The sequence below is a fragment of the Pedobacter foliorum genome, assembly GCF_013266735.1.
GTDB classification, from domain to species: Bacteria; Bacteroidota; Bacteroidia; order Sphingobacteriales; family Sphingobacteriaceae; genus Pedobacter; species Pedobacter foliorum.
In genome coordinates this window covers 131,310-149,761 of sequence record NZ_JABSNU010000011.1, presented here as the reverse complement: position 1 = coordinate 149,761, position 18,452 = coordinate 131,310, and the positions used below count along the sequence as shown (strand labels likewise).

Sequence of the window (18,452 nt, the reverse complement as noted above, 5' to 3'; positions counted from 1 at the left end):
AATTAGGGTAGTAAAGAAAGTTTTTTTACCTTATAAATATAGGAAAAACATTATCTAATTAATCGCAATTTCCTACGGGTTTCTGCACACCTTCTGCGGAGCTCCTGCGCAGCAAGTGCGTAAAAAGAGTACTTTTTCCGCAGAAGCTGTGCAGGAGGTACGTCTAAAGTACTGACAAGGTCCCTTTAAATCTCAATTATAAAGGGATGATCACTGATTGCAAGCTTAACGGAGCTCACCTTACTTAAGGTTTGGCTAGCACCTGTACCTTTAGTCGGGTCGTAAACTTTTATCAAAGGATGTACTTTGCCTAGTTTAACTTCTATCTCTTCGGTTCCTTTTACCTTCTCACCCCAAATTACCAATTCAAATTTCCCATTGCTTTTCTGAAGCAACAGATGATGCACGGTTTCAGGCTGATCAACGATTTCGAAACTTAGTTCTTCTGTTTTAAACTTTGATGGTTTATCAGCAAGAATTGTAGTTAAATTATGAAGATATATTGCTGCTTTGCGGGGACTATAATCCGGTTTATAAAACCCGAAAGTTTGATTCCCGGCCTCATCAACCCTATCTCGCAGTAGATAAACAGCAGTATAACTCCAGTTTCTTTTAAATTGAGAAAGGTAGAGATTCAAATATAGCCTTGCTTGTTTTTCTTCATTTATTTCGTCTGTAAGCGTAACACCGGTTTCGGTTGTAACCCTTGGTAATGTTAAAAGCTCCTTTTCTGTATATCCCTGATGTTTCCCTCGCCAGGTTTTTCCATAATTACCATAAAGACCATCAACCTTACAAAGAGGCCCCGGATCGGCAGCATTCCAGGTCTGATTATCATACAAGCCAGGATGAGAAGGATGAGAGAAATAATTATGACATGTTGCAAAATCAGCATACTTTGTTCCATCAGGCATTAATGTACCTGCTCCCTTTGGTATCTCAAGAAATTGCAATCCTACATTATCAGTTTGAGCACCATTTTCACAAAGATCCCATACCGGATACTTTTTTAATGTGGCATCACTTTTAACAGCGTGGTACAAATCCCTTTGCAATTGAGCTATAGGCAGCCAGGTTAAGTTTTTCCCACCTTCAACACCTTTGTACTTAAATCCCCAGTTGTTTGGTTCATTAGATCCTTCAAATGCCAGTAGCGCACCAACAGCATCCAGTTTTCTTGCCCCTGCTAATAACCTTTTAATATCGGTTCCGCCACTCAATAATCCGTAACTAAACCGAACGCCTGTTTCTTTATGAAGCGTAATAAAATCTGCATCCGGAATATCCCCCTCATAACCTGCACGAATCCACCTGATCCCAGTATATTTCATCAATTCTATAGTCTTATCTAAAGATTCACCACGTTTAGAGATTGCAGAATTTACACCAATACTATTCAGAAAATCAGCTGCTTTAACTGCCGTTTCATTGCCTATCGGTTTTGAATTCAAAGGTACTTTTGCACTTAACAAAGGAACAAGTAAAGCTATTCCTATAAAACCAGCTATTGATTTTACTAGAGAACCTGAATTCGTCATTAGTTTATACATTAAAACAAATATTTAGTATTTAAAAAGGATGCCTAACAGCTTAATAAAGATGCAATAAAATTTGTATTGTGCTTAATTAAATTATTTTTGTGTATGGAGCGTCGTCAGTTTATATCTCTTTCCTGTTTTGCAGGACTTATTGGTTTATACCCTAATATTTTAGCTATTGCGGCAGAAAAATCCGGAGCTGAAAAAGGTTTTATCATGACTGTAAATGGTAAAATTGACATCAGTGCAATGGGCCTAACCTTACCACATGAACATATTGTTACCGATTTTAAAGGAGCAGAACCTTCCAGTCGCCCAGAGTATGACAATGAAGCGACCGCAAGCCTACTACTCCCCTATTTAAAGGCAGCTAAGAAATCCGGTATTGATACAATTATTGAATGTACTCCGGCACATATCGGCAGAAATGTAAAATTGCTACAGTTACTTTCAAAAGCGAGTGCCCTTAACATTATAACAAATACCGGTTATTATGCCGCCGTAGGCCAAAAATACCTGCCTAAACATGCCTTTACCGAAACCAGCGAAGAGTTAGCTGCCAGATGGCTAAAGGAATGGGAAAGTGGGATTGATGGAACCGATATCCGACCGGGATTTATAAAACTTGGCGTAGACAATGCTCCTTTAAAGCCCGTTGAAATAACACTAATTAAAGCCGCAGCAATTGTTCATTTAAAAAGTGGTTTAAAAATAGCTATCCACACGGGCAATGCTGCCGCTGCACGAGAAGAAGTTGAGCTTCTTATCAAATCAGGTGTAAGTCCTGAAGCTTTAATATGGGTACATGCTCAAAATGACCCTAACGGTTTTACCCATATTGAACTGGCAAAAAAAGGCTGTTGGATTAGCTTAGACGGCATTAACGAACAACCAAGCTCATTAGTTCAATATCGAAACCATATTTACAGGATGAAAGGTGAAGGGTTACTACATAAACTATTAATTTCTCATGATGATGGTTTTGCCGTTACCGAAGAAGGTGGCAAAGCCGCCTTTAATGCTTTTCAAAATGGTAACACAACACCTTACAAAACCATATTCGAAGTATTAAAACCTTCTCTAACAGCATTGGGCATTACCCGAGACGAATTTAAAATGATCACAGTTGCCAATCCGGCTAATGCTTTTCGTATAAAAGTTTGCCCTCAGGGTTAAGCTTCTCTTCTTAATATTTCTTTAAGTTTTTTGGGATAAACAGGAGCCCCTGATTTGTCTTGCCTTATTGATTAAAAAATTAATTAAAATTTTCAAAACTTTATTAACTCTGAAAAGGTTGAGTATTTAGATACTCAGATTAACCGGAAACAGTTATCGCTCCAGAGTACCCTTAACTTAAATTGACTACACCATAAATATAAATACTAAAAGTATAGACTAGAGTTTTAAAAATAATGCCGGTTAATTTGAACAGATGAGAAACAAACCAACAAACCATCTTAAGCTGTCTTTAATATTTGGGATACTGTCTATTTCTGCGCTCCAAGCGAACAGCCAGACAACATCTCTTGAAACATGCTTTAATCTCGCCAGGGAACATAACATGACGCTTAGGCAAGCAAAATCTGCACTGCTATCCAGTCAGTATAATTTGCAGGCGGAGAAAAAGAGTTATCTGCCCAAAGTAGATCTATTATCTAGTTACACCTACCTCAGCAGTCCACTAACTGTAAACCTGCAAACTGTAAAAGATGGCGTTGTTGAAGGGTCATCAAGGCAAAGTGTAAATGCCGCAAATGAGGCTTTCAAAGAAGTTACAGGTACCGACTTGTCACAAGCCGCTCAGGATCGTATATACAATGCATCAAAAAACATTATCGGGGGCATTTACCCCGACTACAATCCTACACTGAGCAAACAATCTTACTTCGTAGCAGGCCTGGGTGTAAGGCAACCCATATTTCTTGGAAATAAGCTAGATGCGGCAGGCAATCTGGCACAATCCCTTGTAACCTCAGCCGGTATAAATGTAGAGCTGGTAAACAAAGAAATAGACTTTCTAATTGCCGCCCAATACCTCCGCATTTTATACTTAAACACCCTATTTAACAAGCAGCAGGTGATGGTAGAAGCCTTAACCAAAAACAAGAACTACGCTCAGGAGTTAGTGAAAAACCAAATACTGGCACCCTACCAAAAAAGCTGGACTAATGTAGTGCTGATGCAGGCCGAAAGCCACTTTAACAACATCAAACTAGAACAGCAAAACGCCTACTTGGAGCTTAACAAACTAATGGGAGTTCCACTGGATTCTGCCATAGTAATCACAGATACCTTAAAGTACACAGCAATTGAGCCTTTTAAACCAGAAGGTGATTTTTGGGAGGCCAACCCTGTGTACAAGCTAGCTGGCAGTAAAATCAACTATGCCAAAACAGCCGAAAAGATCAGCAAATCATTTGCCTTACCTAATATTTTTGCCATTGGAAACTATAACTTATACCAACGCGACTTACCTGTTCTTATTCCAGACTGGTTTGTTGGTGTAGAACTACAATGGACTCTTTTTAACGGGCAAACAAGAAAAAGAACCCTCGCCGCCCGACAATTAGTAGAAGAAGCTAAACTTTCGGAGGATAATGCAAGCCTAGGGATAAAAGTTTTATCCACAGTTGCCAGAAACAAGATGAAATCCCTCCAAAACGAAGTAGGCTCATTAGACAATGCACGAAAGGAAGCCCATACCACAAGCCGTCTCATTACCGAGCGGATGAAAAACCAGCTCTCCTCACCAAAAGATGTAAATGATGCTTTAGTCATAGAAACAGAGATTGAAAAAGGCTACCACACCGCCGTGTTTGGTTACTATTTAGCCGCAGCAGAATATTTCAACAGTTTAGGTAAACCACAGCAAATAACTCAATACATTAAGTAATGAAAGATCTTCTAAAAAACTATTGGGCACTGCTCATTCCAATATTGGTAGTAATTATTGCTTTGTTTTTCTTCTTATCAGGAAATAAGGATGATGAAAACAACTTTGTTGGAATGGTAGACGCATCTAGCGTTGACGTAGCAGCAGAGTTCCCCGGCAGATTGGATTCGCTCTTTGTTGAGCAAGGCGACACCGTAAAAGCCGGACAATTGGTAGCAATACTTCGCTCAAATGAAATAGATGCCATTAAAAACCAGGCACTTTCTGCAATAGATGCCGCCAAAGGTCAGCAAGAATTATTAACCAATGGCGCCAGACCAGAACTAATTGAAGCTACTTCAAAACTTTATCAGATAAGTCAGGAGCAGTACAACCTTTTCAACACCACCTATCAGCGTATGGAACGTTTGTACAATGCCGATGTAATATCCGGGCAGGAAAAAGACGTTTTCTATTTCAGGTATCAGGCGGCAAAAAAAGAAATGGAGACTGCAGAACTGAACTTAAAAATGCTAAAAAATGGCACAAGACCAGAATTACTTAAAACAGCAAATGCCATTGTAAAACAAGCAGAACAAGCCTATGAATTAACCAAATCCCTGGGCGACAACACCAAGGTCCATGCGCCTGCAGACGGCGTTATTTCGAGCTTAGTTACCCATCAGGGTGAGATTGTTTCCATAGGCTACCCAATGATGACCATCGAAAAGAAAAACTCAACTCTCTTAAGATTCAATATCCGACAAGACAAAGCTAACTTACTCAAATTAGGCGCAGTAGCATCCGTAAAAGTACCGGGATGCGATCCTGAAACCTTTAACGTAAAAGTAACCTCCATATCGCCAACCTTAGAGTTTGCCAATTGGGTACCTTCAAAAGACAAAGGCCAGTTTGAATTAAGAACCTTTACCATAGAGCTTAAGCCCGAAAACCAATCGCAGATAAAAGGATTACGCTCTGGCATGACGGCATCATTAATTCTGCCTTAATGAATCACTTTGGTCATATCATCATTAGAGAATGGAAACGCATTCTCAGCTTAAAGGTATTTTACCTCGTTATGCTGGTTGTGCCCATCCTTCTGTTTTCATTTTATGCCGTAATTTACCAAAAGGAAGAAGCCAAACATTTATCATTTGCCATCTGGGATGACGACCAAAGTCCGGTTAGCCGACAGCTTATCTTTTTACTGGAACAAAGAGAAGCCCTACACATCACCAGAAGGGTAAACAGCGAAGCTGAAGTAGAAAAACTAATACAGGAAGGCAAAATATTAGGCGCTGTACATTTCCCTGCAAACATGCAGAAGGACATTTACAGCCGACATCCCGTTCATGTAACACTCTATACCAATGCCGCCTCCTTAGTAGCCGCAAAAATGGTATACAAAGCCGTGGCCGAAGTGGTAATAACAGGTAGTGCCGGAGTTATTTTAAAGAAACTGGTAAAAACAGGGATGAAACCAGATCAGGCAATGGCGCTAGCCAACCCCATCAAGCTAAACTCCTACCAGCTTTACAATGCCAGTTACAATTATCAGGAATATCTGGTGCCGGGCTTAATAACGGTAGGCATGCAAATGATACTGATCATCAGCAGTATGCTGGCCTTAAATTATGAATGGAAAACTGAGACGATGCAAGAGCTACATCAACTCTCAAATGGATCTGCCCTCACCGTAATTACAGCAAAAACCATTGCACACCTTGTAGTTAGCTGGGTTAACTTTATACTTATTGCTTTTGTGGTGTTCCCCTTTTTCGACATCGGGGTCCCCTCCGCAACCGGGAAGTTCTTTGTTGTTTACACCCTACTCTCTCTGGCCTGTATTGGCATTGGAATGTTTATTTCGGCCTTATTTAAGGATGTAATGCTTGCTGGTGATACCGCATTGTTTTACACTTCTCCTGCCTTCGTTTTTAGCGGTTTTACCTTCCCCAGATGGGCCATGCCATGGTACGATCAATATTATGCAACCATTATGCCTTACACCCCATTTCTGGATGTTTTTTTTAAAGTTTACTACATGAATCTGCCCTTGCATTACGCACAGGCAGACATCAATAAACTCTTATTGTTTTGCGCAGTGATGTTCCCTACAGCGATCCTTTTATTTCAACGTCAGTTTAATACCAGCACAAATGAAAAAGCAATCAGGGCAGTCCATAACTAAACTCTTATTAAGAGAAGCCTCTTTGGTGGCAAAGGATCATAGTTTGCTCCTTACCCTACTGATTGCACCCCTGCTTTATGCTTTTTTCTATGGAAGTATTTACATTAACAAAGAAGAACAGAATGTAAAACTTGCCGTTGTTGATGATGACCATTCCAGATTATCGCGCTTGTTACAGCAAAACATCGACAACTCACCTACGGTTGAATTAATACACTTTCCAAATCTGGAAGAAGCCAAAGAACACATGTATCGTGGAAATTGTCAGGGTTATTTTTATATCCCAAAAGGCACCGAATCGAACCTGTTAAGCCTAAAACAAAGCAATGTGGTACTGGCAGTTAATGCCGCTCGTTTTTTGCCATCAAGCGATATCCTGATGAGCGTACAGCAAATATGCCTTACAATTGGAGCTGGCGTACGGTTGCAATATTATCAGAAAAGCGAAGGCATGAGCTCAACAATTGCCATGCAAAATGTAATGCCTGTAAATTTAGATTACAGACCGCTGTTTAATGAAAGATCTAGCTATGGTGCGTTCCTGCTTCCCAGTTTGTTGGCTTTGATTTTACAACAAACCTTACTGATAGGCTTATCAGAAAGTGTTGCAGGAGAGCGACAACACTCAGGCATTAAAGAATGGCTAAAAGGAGGAGTATCAACAGGTATTTGGGGTAAGGGCTTATTTTACCTGTTCTTGTTTTCGGCTTATGCCTTTTTCTTTCTGAATGTAAATTACAGCTTACTCCATTTACCAATGCGGGGCAATGGCTTCGAGCTGAGTCTTTTATTGGTGCTCCTTATTCTTACCCTTATCCCTATGGCCCAATTTATAGGGTCGTTGTTTAAATCGCAACTGCTTTGTTTGCAAATGATGGCCTTTTCTACCTATCCCATTTTTCTGATTACAGGATATTCATGGCCGTTTGAATCGCTTCCTGTAGCTATTCAATGGCTTTCAAAACTACTACCTACTACACCGTTTATACAAATCTACACTTCGATTGTACAGTCTGGCGCTAGTTTATGGGCTAACCCCGGCGCATTAATACACCTGATGTTGCTTTGGTGCTTTTACAGTGCCATTGCCTATGTAAGGCTAAATATGCTCAGGAAAAAATCTTTAGGAGATTAGTTTGTTTTTAGAATCATCTGCTGCGATTACAATAAAGCATACAATCAATATTGCGCTGTATTCAATCCCGCCTGATCCATGTTCACCTACAAACCAGCCATTTTCAGCATGTATAATTATAATTCCAATTAGCAGCATTACAATGAATCCTATTGAAATCCATTTCTTGAAATATCCGGCGATGAGTAATAAGCCACCGACGATTTCAAAAGCCGTAATTCCCCAAACAAAAGCGGTTCCATAAACAAAGCCTTTGCCCTTTAAAAAGCCCCCAAAACGATCAATAGTTCCGCCGGTAATGCGAACAATGGCATGGGCAAGGAATAGTAAAGAAGTGAATATTCTTAAGAGAGTCAGGCTTTGATTTAATGAGATAAAAGGAAATGATTTCATAAGGCTTTGGCTTTTTTCATTTCAATGCGTTTCCTATAAATATAGAAAATTTTAGAACTTAATAAATAACAAAAAAAAGGGTATCCAAAGAGGTTTAATTACAATTTGATTCTGCTCATCGTCATTCTGAATTTATTTCAGAACCTCGTTTAAGCAGGTTTTGAATAGTATTTGAGAGATTCTGAAATAAATCCAGAATGACGATACTTCCTTTTTGGACGCCCTCTTTTTTGTTGTTTACTAAAAGCTACTTACTTATGGTTTCTTTTATATCACCACAGGTAAGCATACTTTCACCAAAATAAGGATTCTTTATTTCTTTTTGGTTACTTAACCACGATGCTCCTTTATCATTTAAAGCCATTGGGCAATACTCTACATATACCTCGCCTGAGTTTAAACCAGAGGCTTTTACGCGTTCAATAAAGTCTGTGCTTAAATCTGCAAATACAACTCTCTGCGCATCAATATCAGCTGCTGATCCTATTTTAGTTACCAATGTTGCTAAAGATGCGCCATTAGTTAACTCTTTTGATCCTAACTCAATTGCATTGGCTGCAACCTTTGCTTCAGCAACATCACCTTTAACAAGTGCATTGGTTAAGTGAACATAATGTTGATAAACCGCGTTCAACTTATCGTCCTTTAAACTTACTGTAGAAGCACTCGCTTCTGTAGCTGCACCATGTCCTTCGCCTGCGGCATGATTGTGACCTTCGTGAGCATCAGCACTCTCTGTTTTTTGTGGGTTACCACATGCAGCAAATAAGGTTACTGCGGCCAAAGTAATAACGAAATTAATTACTGTTTTCATCTTTTCTTTTTTTAATGGTTGTGTGTTTATTGTTATTTTATTTTAAGTCCTTCGACAGGGTTTTTGCCCTTTTTAAGGATGTACTCGCTGTATAAAAGGTAAGCTCCGGTTACTACCACCTGATCTCCATTTTTTAATCCTTCGGAAATCTCTACCTCATTGTTATTCTCCTGACCAGTTTTTACCAATCTAGGTTCAAAGCTGTCTTTACCAGCTTTAATCCATACATGCATACCTTTCCCGTCTCTTACTACGGCATCAACCGGAAGGGTTAATACATTGCTTTTACTTTCTGATGGAAGAAAAACGTTTGCCTGTAAACCCGGCTGCCACTGTTGTTGAGGGTTAGGAATACTGCCTCTGATTTGAGTAAGCTGCGTGCCCGATTGAAGCGCCGGAGTGATAAAGCTAATGGTCATTTCCTGAGGCTGATCTTCCCAGCCGGCAATAACTACCTTAACTTCCTGACCCATCTTAATGTTTTTTGCCTCATTTGGATAAACATCTGCCTCAACCCATAGCTGTCCGTACCCCTCTAATCTTAAAATCGGGTTACCCTCTGTTACGTACTGGCCCTGAGTTACGGATAACTCAGCCACTACCCCACCTTCAGGTGCATAAAAAACCACATAAGGGTCTTTCTTTTGAGTTTTAACGATCTGCTTTATCTGATTTTCAGATTGTCCATATAACAACAGTTTTTGTTTTGCAGAAGCTACAATCTGTTGCTCTATTTTATCACCCTGAAATTGTTTTTCTTGAGCCACTGCCATCAGGTATTCTTGTTGTAGTGTAGCCAATTGTTCAGAATACAGTTTGTATAAAGGTTGCCCTTTGGCCACTTTTACACCTGTTTCTCTGATGTACAATTCCTCTATTCTACCGGCAATTCTGCTAGAGATGTAACTGCTTTGCTCGGGGTTAACTACTAGTCGGCCGTTAAGCTGTTTAGCTCCCGAGAGGTTACCTGTACCAATCATTACGGTAGTAATATTTGCCAGTGCCTGACGTTTCTCGTCTATTTTTAATGCCTTATCATTGCTGTTTTTTTCAAATGGAACCAGGTCCATTCCGCAGATAGGGCAAGTACCCATCTCATTTTTTATCACCTGAGGGTGCATAGGGCAAGTATAGGTTTGTGGTTTTCCTTTTGCAGCATCGCTATTTGATTTTTCTTGATTACTGCAGGCAGCAATAAATACCGACGGAACCAAAGCCAGTAAGGCCATCTTCTTTATAAATAATTTCCGTTCCATAACTTAATTTCCTTTGTTTTCAGTCATTTTTATGAAGCTTTCGCTATCCACCAGATAGGCTGCATTTTTACTTACCTCCCAGCTGCTGATGTCTTCTTTAATCTGGATCATTCCGGCAATGGTAATACCCGATTTTACTATTTTAGGGATCACAACATTGCCTTCTTTTTTAAAAACCACCGTTTTATTACCCAGAGATACCGCAGCCGATTCTGGCAACCACCATGAAGCGGATAGCAATACCGGAATTCTGGCAGTAAGCAGCTCACCTACTCTAAAATTCGGTTTGTTCAGGTAAATACGCGCAATGGTAAAGTTTACTCCATCTTTAAAAACAGGCTGTATCATACCAATACTGGCCGATTGAATGGTGGTTTTATCGGCAGTTTTATAGAATGCAAACTTATCGCCCTGCGCTATAAGCGAGGCCAAAGCGGGTTTTAAAGAGAACTCGGCAATTAGCTGGCTTGCATTGTAGATGGTGAAAAGCGATTGTCCGGCGCTTACGTATTGTCCTGGCCTTAGCAATACTGGTGAATTAACAGGTACAGCACTCACCGGTGCGGCTGAAGACGAGCTTCCGCCACCTCCCATACTACTCATTCCATCTCCACCAGATGATGGTGCAGGTGTTGCTGTGGCAACAGGTGCGGCGACAGCAGATTTCTCGAGGATATACCCATCGGCATTGCTATATACCGGAATGCGGTAGTTTATTTTTCCGGTTCTTAATAGCTTGCTGACATCTGAAGCGCTCATTCCCAACAACATTAGTCGTTGCTTAGCTCCCTGAAGCATATTTTGGTCTGTTCCGGTGCCTTTAAGGAATAGTAATTCCTGTTGTGCAGCGGCCAGATCTGGAGAATAAACCTCCATGATCAGCTGTCCTTTTTTAACAGGTTGATAATTGTATTTGATGAGCAAGCGCTCTATTCTTCCACTTACTCTGCTGGCCACACTATTCTGATTCCTTGTATCGTAATTGATGATCCCTTGCGCCTCTTCTGTGAATATTTTTGTGCCATATTCTGCCTTAATTACAGGCAATGTAGATACCACCTGCTCATTTGAGGGCTTTAACAAATGCGAAAGATTGCTGTCAATATTTACAACACCCGGATCATCGTGATTGGTGTGTTTATTGTCCTTTTCTCTGTTACAAGAGCTAAATACCAATACGCCGATCAGTACCAGAGCTACCAATGCGTAGGTCTGCAGCTTAGCGATATAGTTCTTTCTCATAATCAGCTATCATTAAATAAAGTTTCAATTTCTCGTCCAGAACACTGGTTTGCATCATGGTCAATGCTTCCCATGAATCAATTACTTCTGGGAGTTCCATTTTATTTTCACGGTAATTCAGAAAGTTAACGTCAAGCGTTTTTTGAAGTGTTGGAATAATCTTGCTTTCCATGGCATCTATACGCTTTTGCATCGATTGAATTTCGAATTGCATACCGTAAAGCATTCCTTGAGTTTCCTGCAACATTGCCGCTTTCTCTTTGCCCATGGCCTGCACTTCGTACTCCATCCCTTTTACTTCTGATTTGTACATTTTTGAAGACCAGGGAGCAATTGGAATACTTATCATGCCCATTACACTGAAGGCCTTCGGCATCATCTTAGTTAAAGGCGACATGTGATCGAACCGCAACTTAAAATCAGGTCTGCTTTGTTTTTTCATCGCCTCAATGTTCAGTTGCATCGACTGGATGTTGTAATCCATTTTCTTGATGTCGTTTCTGGCCATTGCCAAACTACCGGTATCAATAGCGGTGGCTTGTACAAATTTTGGCTGATACGTGGTATCAATGGTGATGTCGGCATTACCGGGTTGATTCATTAAACTGTTTAGCCAGGCTCTGGATTTAGCGATATCGCCTTCCTGCATACGGATCATATTTTTGTTTTCTTCCAGTTTTGCAGTGGTTTTGTATACGCTACCCAATTTGGATTGATTGAATGGATACCTGATCTCTTCGATCTTTTTCATGGTTTCCATAATCTTCTCGTTCTTCTGCAATACCTCTATTTTTTGCGTTGCAACCAACCAGCCAAAATACAGGCGCTTTGCTTGTGTTTTGTATTCGTTTAAGGTAACACCGCGAGTTTCGTTCTCGGCCTTACCTTTCGATTCGATATAGCGTTTGTTGGCATTTAGCTTAGCCATGTTTGGAATATCCTGCTCCAACTGGATCATTACAGATCCTTTATCCCTATCGTCCATAAGCATCTGTCCCGGATATGGGGTCATAAACGTACCCACACCAACCATTGGTGCCATCCATGCTGTTGCTGCTTTTGCAGTATGTTTATAGCTCTCGGCCTTTAAACCATACGATTGCAATAGCAGGTTGTTTTTATCTATACGGTGCAAAATCGTATCTAACGATAGCACCTCTTTTTGTTGTGCTGTTGCATAAAATGGCAGCAACAACAATATCCATGTTAATTTCTTAATGATGTACATCGTGAACCTCCAATTTTCCATATTTCCTCAATTCATATTCTTTGGACATTAAAAAGATGAGTGGCGTAACCAGCAAGATGTGTGTAGATGAGGTTAATACCCCGCCTATCATAGGCAACACTATTGGCTGCATTACATCAACTCCTACTCCACTGGCCCATAGTACCGGCACCAGTCCGAATAGCGACACACAAACTGTCATCAGTTTTGGTCTTAACCTTTTTGCTGCTCCGTGAATTACATACTCCCTAAGGTCTTCTTTAGTAATTGTTTCGCTTGAATTCCCTTTTAGTTTGATCAGTTGCTGCATACCATCATTGAGGTAGATGACCATCACAATTCCGGTTTCTACAGCAATCCCGAACAAGGCAATGAAACCTACGGCTACTCCGACTGAGAGGTTAACTCCCCAGAAATAAATCATGTAAGCTCCACCTATTAAGGCAAAAGGAACAGTGATGAGACTTAAAAAAGCCTCTCTGATAGAGCGAAATGCAAAGTATAATGAGAAAAATATGATTACTAAAACCACCGGAGCAATCCACATTAGGGTTTGCTTACCTCTAATCAGGTTTTCGTACTGACCACTCCATTCCAGGAAATACCCTTCAGGAAGTACGCCTTTCTCTTTATTCAATTTCTCCATTGCATCCTTAACCGTGCTTCCCAAATCTCTATCGCGCACGTTAAACATTACAGCGCCACGTAGAATCGCATTGTCAGAGCTAATCATTGGCGGTCCGTCTTCAAACTTTACATCAGCAACTACTGATAAAGGAACCTCACCAAATGAAGCCGATTGAATAGGGATTCTTTGAATACGCTCTACACTGTTGCGGTATTCCTGAGCCAAACGTACGCTTATAGAAAAGCGCTGTCTACCCTCAATGGTATTGCCAATGGTTGCACCGCCTAAGGCGCTTTCTACAACCTGATTAACATCGTCTACATTTAAACCATACCTGGCTAATTCTTCTCTTTTTACATCAATAGATAGGTATTTACCACCTGTAATAGGCTCTACAAATAGATCACTTACGCCAGGTGTGCCTTCTAGTGCTGCTTTTACTTTTTCTGATACTGAGGCAATGGTATCCAGGTTTTGTCCGAAAACTTTTATCCCTACATCGGTACGAATACCTGTGGCCAACATGTTAATTCTGTTGATGATCGGTTGTGTCCACCCGTTTACTACACCCGGAATTTGAAGCTTGGCATCAAGCTCTGTTACAATGTCTTTTTTGGTGATCCCTTTTCTCCATTCGCTTTTCGGCTTCAGGGTAATGATGGTTTCGATCATACTGATCGGCGAGTTATCTGTAGCGGTATTTGCTCTACCTGCTTTTCCTAACACCTTATCTACCTCGGGTACCGATTTAATAATCTTGTCCTGCACCTGTAATATCCTTTTTGCTTCTGCATTAGAAACATCGGGCAAGGTTACAGGCATAAACAGAATGCTCTGCTCATCTAATGGAGGTATAAACTCTGTACCTAGGTTTTTAAGCAAGGGTATGGTTATTAACAACGCGATGATGTTAATGGCGATTGTTGTTTTTCTCCATTTCAATACCGTTCTTATGATTGGTTCATACACCTTTTCTAGTATCCTGTTTACAGGATTTGCATTATCAGGTCTGAATTTCCCTTTCATAAAGAAAGAGATAAGTACCGGGGCTAGTGTAATCACCAACAAAGCATCAACAATCATAATGAATGTTTTGGTGTAAGCCAGTGGGTGAAACAATTTACCCTCTTGCCCGGTTAACATAAATACCGGTAAAAAAGAGGTAATGATAATTACCGTTGCAAAGAACACGCCTCTTGATACCTGTTTGCTGGATTTAGTGATCACCGCTAGGCGATCTTCTTCGCTAATCCAATCCGGAGATTTGCGAAATATATTTTTAAACCAGTTCATCATGATGTTGTCGTTTTATTTTGATCCTTTTCCCATTCCTCATATCGCTCTGCCAAATGCTTGTAAGCATTCTCACTCATGATAATTCCATTGTCTACAATTACCCCGATGGCCAGCGCAATACCGGTTAGCGACATAATGTTTGATGAAATATCGAAGGCATTGAGCAGGATAAAACTTGCTGCAATGGTAATAGGGATTTGTATAATGATACTTAATGCGCTGCGCCAGTGAAATAGGAACACGAATACAATTAGGGAGACTACGATCATCTCCTCAATCAGGGTGTTTTTTATAGAGTCGACAGATTCTTTAATCAGTTCTCCTCTATCGTAAACAATATCAAATTTTACACCTTTAGGCAGTCCTTTTGATACTTCCTTCATCTTTTCTTTTACACGATCGATTACTTCTGCCGCGTTTTCTCCGTAGCGCATAACCACGATACCACCAGCGCGTTCTCCCTTACCATCCTGATCGAATATGCCCAGCCTGGTTTCTCCTGTCATTTGAACAGTGGCCAGATCGGATACCTTTATCGGTGTACCATTCTGATTCTTTACAGGGATGTTAGAAATTTCTTCTATTGATTTTAGATAGCCTGAGGTTTTAATGATATACCCCATGTCGCTCATCTCGAACTTTCGCCCGCCCGATTCGTTATTGTTACTCCTAACCGCAGCAATCACCTGTGGCACACTAAGTTTATAATACAACAACTTGTTTGGATCTATTGAGATTTGGTATTGTTTCTGAAATCCGCCAAATGAAGCGATCTCACTCACTCCGGGAACTGTTTGCAAGGCAAACTTTACATACCAATCCTGTATTGCCCGTTGCTCTCCCAAGTCCATTTCAGGAGCATCTAGTGTATACCACAATACGTGGCCTACTCCTGTTCCATCTGGACCTAGTTGCGGAGATACCCCTTCAGGCAGGGTTCTGGATATGGTACTTATGCGCTCCAAAACACGTTCTCTGGCCCAATATACATCTACATCATCTTCAAAAATTACGTAAATAAAACTCATCCCAAACATGGAAGAACCTCTTACATACTTAATTTTAGGGATACCTTGCAGGTTGGTTACCAGCGGATAAGTTACCTGATCTTCTATCAATTGTGGCGATCTGCCCATCCATTCTGTAAATACAATCACCTGATTTTCTGAAAGATCAGGGATTGCATCTATGGGATTCTTTTGTACGGAGAAAACTCCCCATATAAATAACCCGGCAGAAAGTACCAGCACAATAAATCTATTGCGCATCGACCATTCTATAATTTTATGTACCATTTATAATAACCCTCTTTCTTTTAGTTATTTTTTGTCTATACTGCTTTTATCGTATTGGCAGCATGAAGGTAGTTTGCTATAGTTTTCGTCTTTGGCTTTTACCTTTTGGGTATCGTGCCCTACAGCGGCAATTTTTTGTTGAATAGTTTCGTTTGAGATCTTTTTACTATCATAGTTTACTGTTAATACTTTCGATTTCACATCCCATACAGCAGTTTTAACACCTTCAACTTTTAGAGCAGTTTCGATGCGTTTTTTACACATTCCACAGTTTCCTGATACGTTGATTTTTTCAGTTTTAGATTGTGCAAATACAGCACTACCAAGGAAAGTCAAGCCGACTACCAAAAGAGATCTTAATGAGTTCATCTTAATAAGTTTTAAAGAAAATGGAATAAATAAAATTTGGGGTTACAGCAATGTTGTAACCAGGGCACGAATGTGCCAGGCATTGGAAAAGAAAGAGGGTATTATATTCTGTAGGTACAGTTTTTTAGGTAGACAGGCAATGCTTGTCCATCGGGTGGAGCATTGCTTAATGCTTCCCTTACTATTTTTACAGGCACTGGCGCCTGATAATTAACGAATAATTCTGGTAATATAATTGCCGTAGATGGCTGATCGAATTTATAAACCGTTTGGTTTACTTTCTGAGAACTCTCGACCTTTACTTGTTGCTTAACATCTTTACAGCATGATTTCTTTTTAGATTCTGCCATAGGCATTTTACAGAAGTCACATAGCTTGCCAGATTTTTTTGCCATGCTCCAGCTTACCAGCTTGTCCATGCAATAATGAAAGTGCACAGCTGCCCCACTGGATACACCCAGATAGAAAATGGCAAGTATGGTAAGCAGTGTTCTTTTCATTATGGGTCAAAGATTGAAAAAAGAACGGAAAAACATTTATATAATTCCGTTCTTTTTTTATATCATGATTTAGTTACAATGTGTTTTATACTTTATCTACTACAGATAATTGCTCAATACACTTCACTAAACTGTCTCTCCAGTAAGGAACTTCAATTCCGAAAGTTGTTTTGATTTTAGTTTTATCCATTACGGAGAACTTAGGTCGGGTAGCTTTTGTTGGATATGCAGAAGTAGGAATTGGATTAACTTTTACCTGTGTATTACTGATATCGAAGATACCTTTTGCAAAATCAAACCACGAGATAGATCCTTCATTGCTGTAATGATATGCCCCATATTCTGTTTTACCCGAAGCAATAACATCAAGAATTGCACCTGCCAAATCGATAGCATAAGTTGGTGAACCAATCTGATCAGCTATGATGCTCAATTCATCACGATCTGCTCCAAGTTTCAACATGGTTTTTACGAAGTTATTAGCGTATTCTGAATACAACCAACTTGTGCGAATGATGTAATGCTCATTAAGGTTCTCAATAATATCCATTTCACCTTCGAGCTTAGTTAAACCATATATATTTATTGGTTTAGCTACATCATCTTCTTTTAATAATTCAGGAATAGCTCCTTCAAAAACAAAGTCTGTAGAAACATGAACTAGTTTAGCGTCAAATTCTTTGCATAGTAAAGCGATATTTAAAGCCCCTTGCTTGTTAATCAATCTGCAAAGATCAACATCATCTTCAGCTTTGTCGACAGCAGTATAAGCAGCACAATTAATTACATATGCAGGTTTTTTCGCAGCGAATAAAGCCCTTAGTTTGTCAACATCAAGGATGTTTGCGGTGCTTTCGTCGGGAAAGTCTAATGTATTGATATTTCTCTTTGAGGCAACTGCTTTTAAACATTGTCCCAGTTGGCCGGATGCTCCTAATACTAGCGTTTTCAATATAAATTGAGTTAGGTGATTATCTACTTAAAAAGGTTAATTAATTAATATGCTTTCCAAAAATAGAATAAAAACAGAAGAATGTCTTACTTTCGACAGCGTTTATAGCGTAAAAAGAATAGCCCTTAACCAATGATCAAAGCATTCCTAAACTCCTTTCAGATATTAACACCTGCGGAGATCGAGCAGTTTGAAAAACTCCTGACCATTAGGCATCTTAAAAAAGGGAGCTTTTTCATCAGCGAAGGAAAGTACAGTAAAGAAGTAGCCTTCATTAATTCAGGAATACTAAGATCATTTTTCACTCCTGAATCTGGAGAAGAAATCACCTACTGCATCACCTTTCCTAAAGCGCTGATGGCAGCTTATTCTGCATTAATTACCGGAATGCCAACAATGGAGAACATACAGGTTGTAGCAGACGTAGAGTTACTCATCATTCAGAAACACGATATAGATAGACTGCAGGAAACCAGCCATAATTGGGTTCATTTCTTTAAAATCATAGCAGAACAACAGTATCTTGAGCTGGAAAAAAGGCTCTTCTTGTTCCAAAAAGAGAAAGCAAAAAAGAGATACATAGACTTGCTGGAAAATCAGCCTAATTACATCCAACAAATCCCTCTACAGTTCCTTGCCTCCTACCTCGGCATTACTCCTCGTCACCTAAGTCGCTTAAGAAGAGAAATCCATTTATAGACAAATGTCCTGTAGTCAGTGATAAGCTGATTATACCTTTG

The 18,452-nt window shown here is 39.9% G+C and carries 17 protein-coding genes; 6 read left to right on the top strand and 11 right to left on the bottom strand.

From position 1 onward, the window contains the following. Nucleotides 1-185: 185 nt before the first annotated feature. Nucleotides 186-1,550, bottom strand: coding sequence for a glycosyl hydrolase (locus HQN83_RS19455; protein ID WP_173092493.1), 1,365 nt, complete (start codon nucleotides 1,548-1,550; stop codon nucleotides 186-188). Between the two features lie 93 nt (nucleotides 1,551-1,643). Between HQN83_RS19455 and HQN83_RS19450 the strand changes: the two genes are divergently transcribed. From HQN83_RS19450 to HQN83_RS19430, 5 genes are all read left to right on the top strand, one after another. Then, nucleotides 1,644-2,714: a phosphotriesterase family protein gene (locus tag HQN83_RS19450; protein WP_173092491.1), complete on the top strand. Its 1,071-nt coding sequence runs from the start codon at nucleotides 1,644-1,646 to the stop codon at nucleotides 2,712-2,714. Nucleotides 2,715-2,970: 256 nt separating this feature from the next. Beyond that, nucleotides 2,971-4,431, top strand: a complete 1,461-nt coding sequence (locus HQN83_RS19445) for a TolC family protein (protein ID WP_173092489.1) — start codon at nucleotides 2,971-2,973, stop codon at nucleotides 4,429-4,431. Further along, the gene (locus HQN83_RS19440; RefSeq protein WP_173092487.1) at nucleotides 4,431-5,420 is read left to right on the top strand and encodes an HlyD family secretion protein; all 990 of its coding nucleotides are present in this window, start codon (nucleotides 4,431-4,433) and stop codon (nucleotides 5,418-5,420) included. The genes HQN83_RS19445 and HQN83_RS19440 overlap by 1 nt, the downstream gene beginning before the upstream one ends. Then, nucleotides 5,420-6,604 (top strand): ABC transporter permease, encoded by a 1,185-nt coding sequence (locus HQN83_RS19435; protein ID WP_173092485.1) that lies wholly within the window; start codon nucleotides 5,420-5,422, stop codon nucleotides 6,602-6,604. Before HQN83_RS19440 ends, HQN83_RS19435 begins: the two co-directional genes overlap by 1 nt. Continuing rightward, nucleotides 6,573-7,739, top strand: coding sequence for an ABC transporter permease (locus tag HQN83_RS19430; protein ID WP_173092483.1), 1,167 nt, complete (start codon nucleotides 6,573-6,575; stop codon nucleotides 7,737-7,739). The genes HQN83_RS19435 and HQN83_RS19430 overlap by 32 nt, the downstream gene beginning before the upstream one ends. Here HQN83_RS19430 and HQN83_RS19425 read toward each other — a convergent pair. The 10 genes from HQN83_RS19425 to rfbD all read right to left on the bottom strand — a co-directional run bounded on the left by HQN83_RS19425 (nucleotide 7,728) and on the right by rfbD (nucleotide 17,712). After that, nucleotides 7,728-8,132, bottom strand: coding sequence for a DoxX family protein (locus HQN83_RS19425; RefSeq protein ID WP_173092481.1), 405 nt, complete (start codon nucleotides 8,130-8,132; stop codon nucleotides 7,728-7,730). The genes HQN83_RS19430 and HQN83_RS19425 overlap by 12 nt on opposite strands. 247 nt (nucleotides 8,133-8,379) lie before the next feature. Further along, entirely contained in the window at nucleotides 8,380-8,946 is a 567-nt protein-coding gene (locus HQN83_RS19420) for a DUF3347 domain-containing protein (protein ID WP_173092479.1), read from the bottom strand. 32 nt (nucleotides 8,947-8,978) lie between these two features. Further along, nucleotides 8,979-10,202: an efflux RND transporter periplasmic adaptor subunit gene (locus HQN83_RS19415; RefSeq protein WP_173092477.1), complete on the bottom strand. Its 1,224-nt coding sequence runs from the start codon at nucleotides 10,200-10,202 to the stop codon at nucleotides 8,979-8,981. Nucleotides 10,203-10,205: 3 nt separating this feature from the next. Next, the gene (locus HQN83_RS19410) at nucleotides 10,206-11,444 is read right to left on the bottom strand and encodes an efflux RND transporter periplasmic adaptor subunit (protein ID WP_173092475.1); all 1,239 of its coding nucleotides are present in this window, start codon (nucleotides 11,442-11,444) and stop codon (nucleotides 10,206-10,208) included. Beyond that, nucleotides 11,422-12,693: a TolC family protein gene (locus tag HQN83_RS25550; RefSeq protein WP_246254550.1), complete on the bottom strand. Its 1,272-nt coding sequence runs from the start codon at nucleotides 12,691-12,693 to the stop codon at nucleotides 11,422-11,424. Before HQN83_RS25550 ends, HQN83_RS19410 begins: the two co-directional genes overlap by 23 nt. Further along, nucleotides 12,659-14,596 carry an efflux RND transporter permease subunit gene (locus tag HQN83_RS25400; protein WP_173092473.1) on the bottom strand — a complete coding sequence of 646 codons (1,938 nt, stop codon included), beginning with the start codon at nucleotides 14,594-14,596 and terminating at the stop codon, nucleotides 12,659-12,661. Before HQN83_RS25400 ends, HQN83_RS25550 begins: the two co-directional genes overlap by 35 nt. Further along, the gene (locus tag HQN83_RS25395) at nucleotides 14,593-15,891 is read right to left on the bottom strand and encodes an efflux RND transporter permease subunit (RefSeq protein WP_173092471.1); all 1,299 of its coding nucleotides are present in this window, start codon (nucleotides 15,889-15,891) and stop codon (nucleotides 14,593-14,595) included. The genes HQN83_RS25400 and HQN83_RS25395 overlap by 4 nt, the downstream gene beginning before the upstream one ends. A gap of 24 nt (nucleotides 15,892-15,915) precedes the next feature. Further along, complete coding sequence (locus tag HQN83_RS19390; protein ID WP_173092469.1) at nucleotides 15,916-16,260, bottom strand: heavy-metal-associated domain-containing protein; 345 nt, start codon at nucleotides 16,258-16,260, stop codon at nucleotides 15,916-15,918. A 101-nt stretch (nucleotides 16,261-16,361) separates the two neighbouring features. Next, entirely contained in the window at nucleotides 16,362-16,760 is a 399-nt protein-coding gene (locus HQN83_RS19385) for an HYC_CC_PP family protein (protein WP_173092467.1), read from the bottom strand. 85 nt (nucleotides 16,761-16,845) lie between these two features. Next, nucleotides 16,846-17,712, bottom strand: coding sequence for a dTDP-4-dehydrorhamnose reductase (gene rfbD, locus HQN83_RS19380; RefSeq protein ID WP_173092465.1), 867 nt, complete (start codon nucleotides 17,710-17,712; stop codon nucleotides 16,846-16,848). A 132-nt stretch (nucleotides 17,713-17,844) separates the two neighbouring features. Here rfbD and HQN83_RS19375 point away from each other — a divergent pair, with 132 nt between their 5' ends. Beyond that, nucleotides 17,845-18,411, top strand: coding sequence for a Crp/Fnr family transcriptional regulator (locus HQN83_RS19375; RefSeq protein WP_173092464.1), 567 nt, complete (start codon nucleotides 17,845-17,847; stop codon nucleotides 18,409-18,411). Nucleotides 18,412-18,452 lie beyond the last annotated feature (41 nt).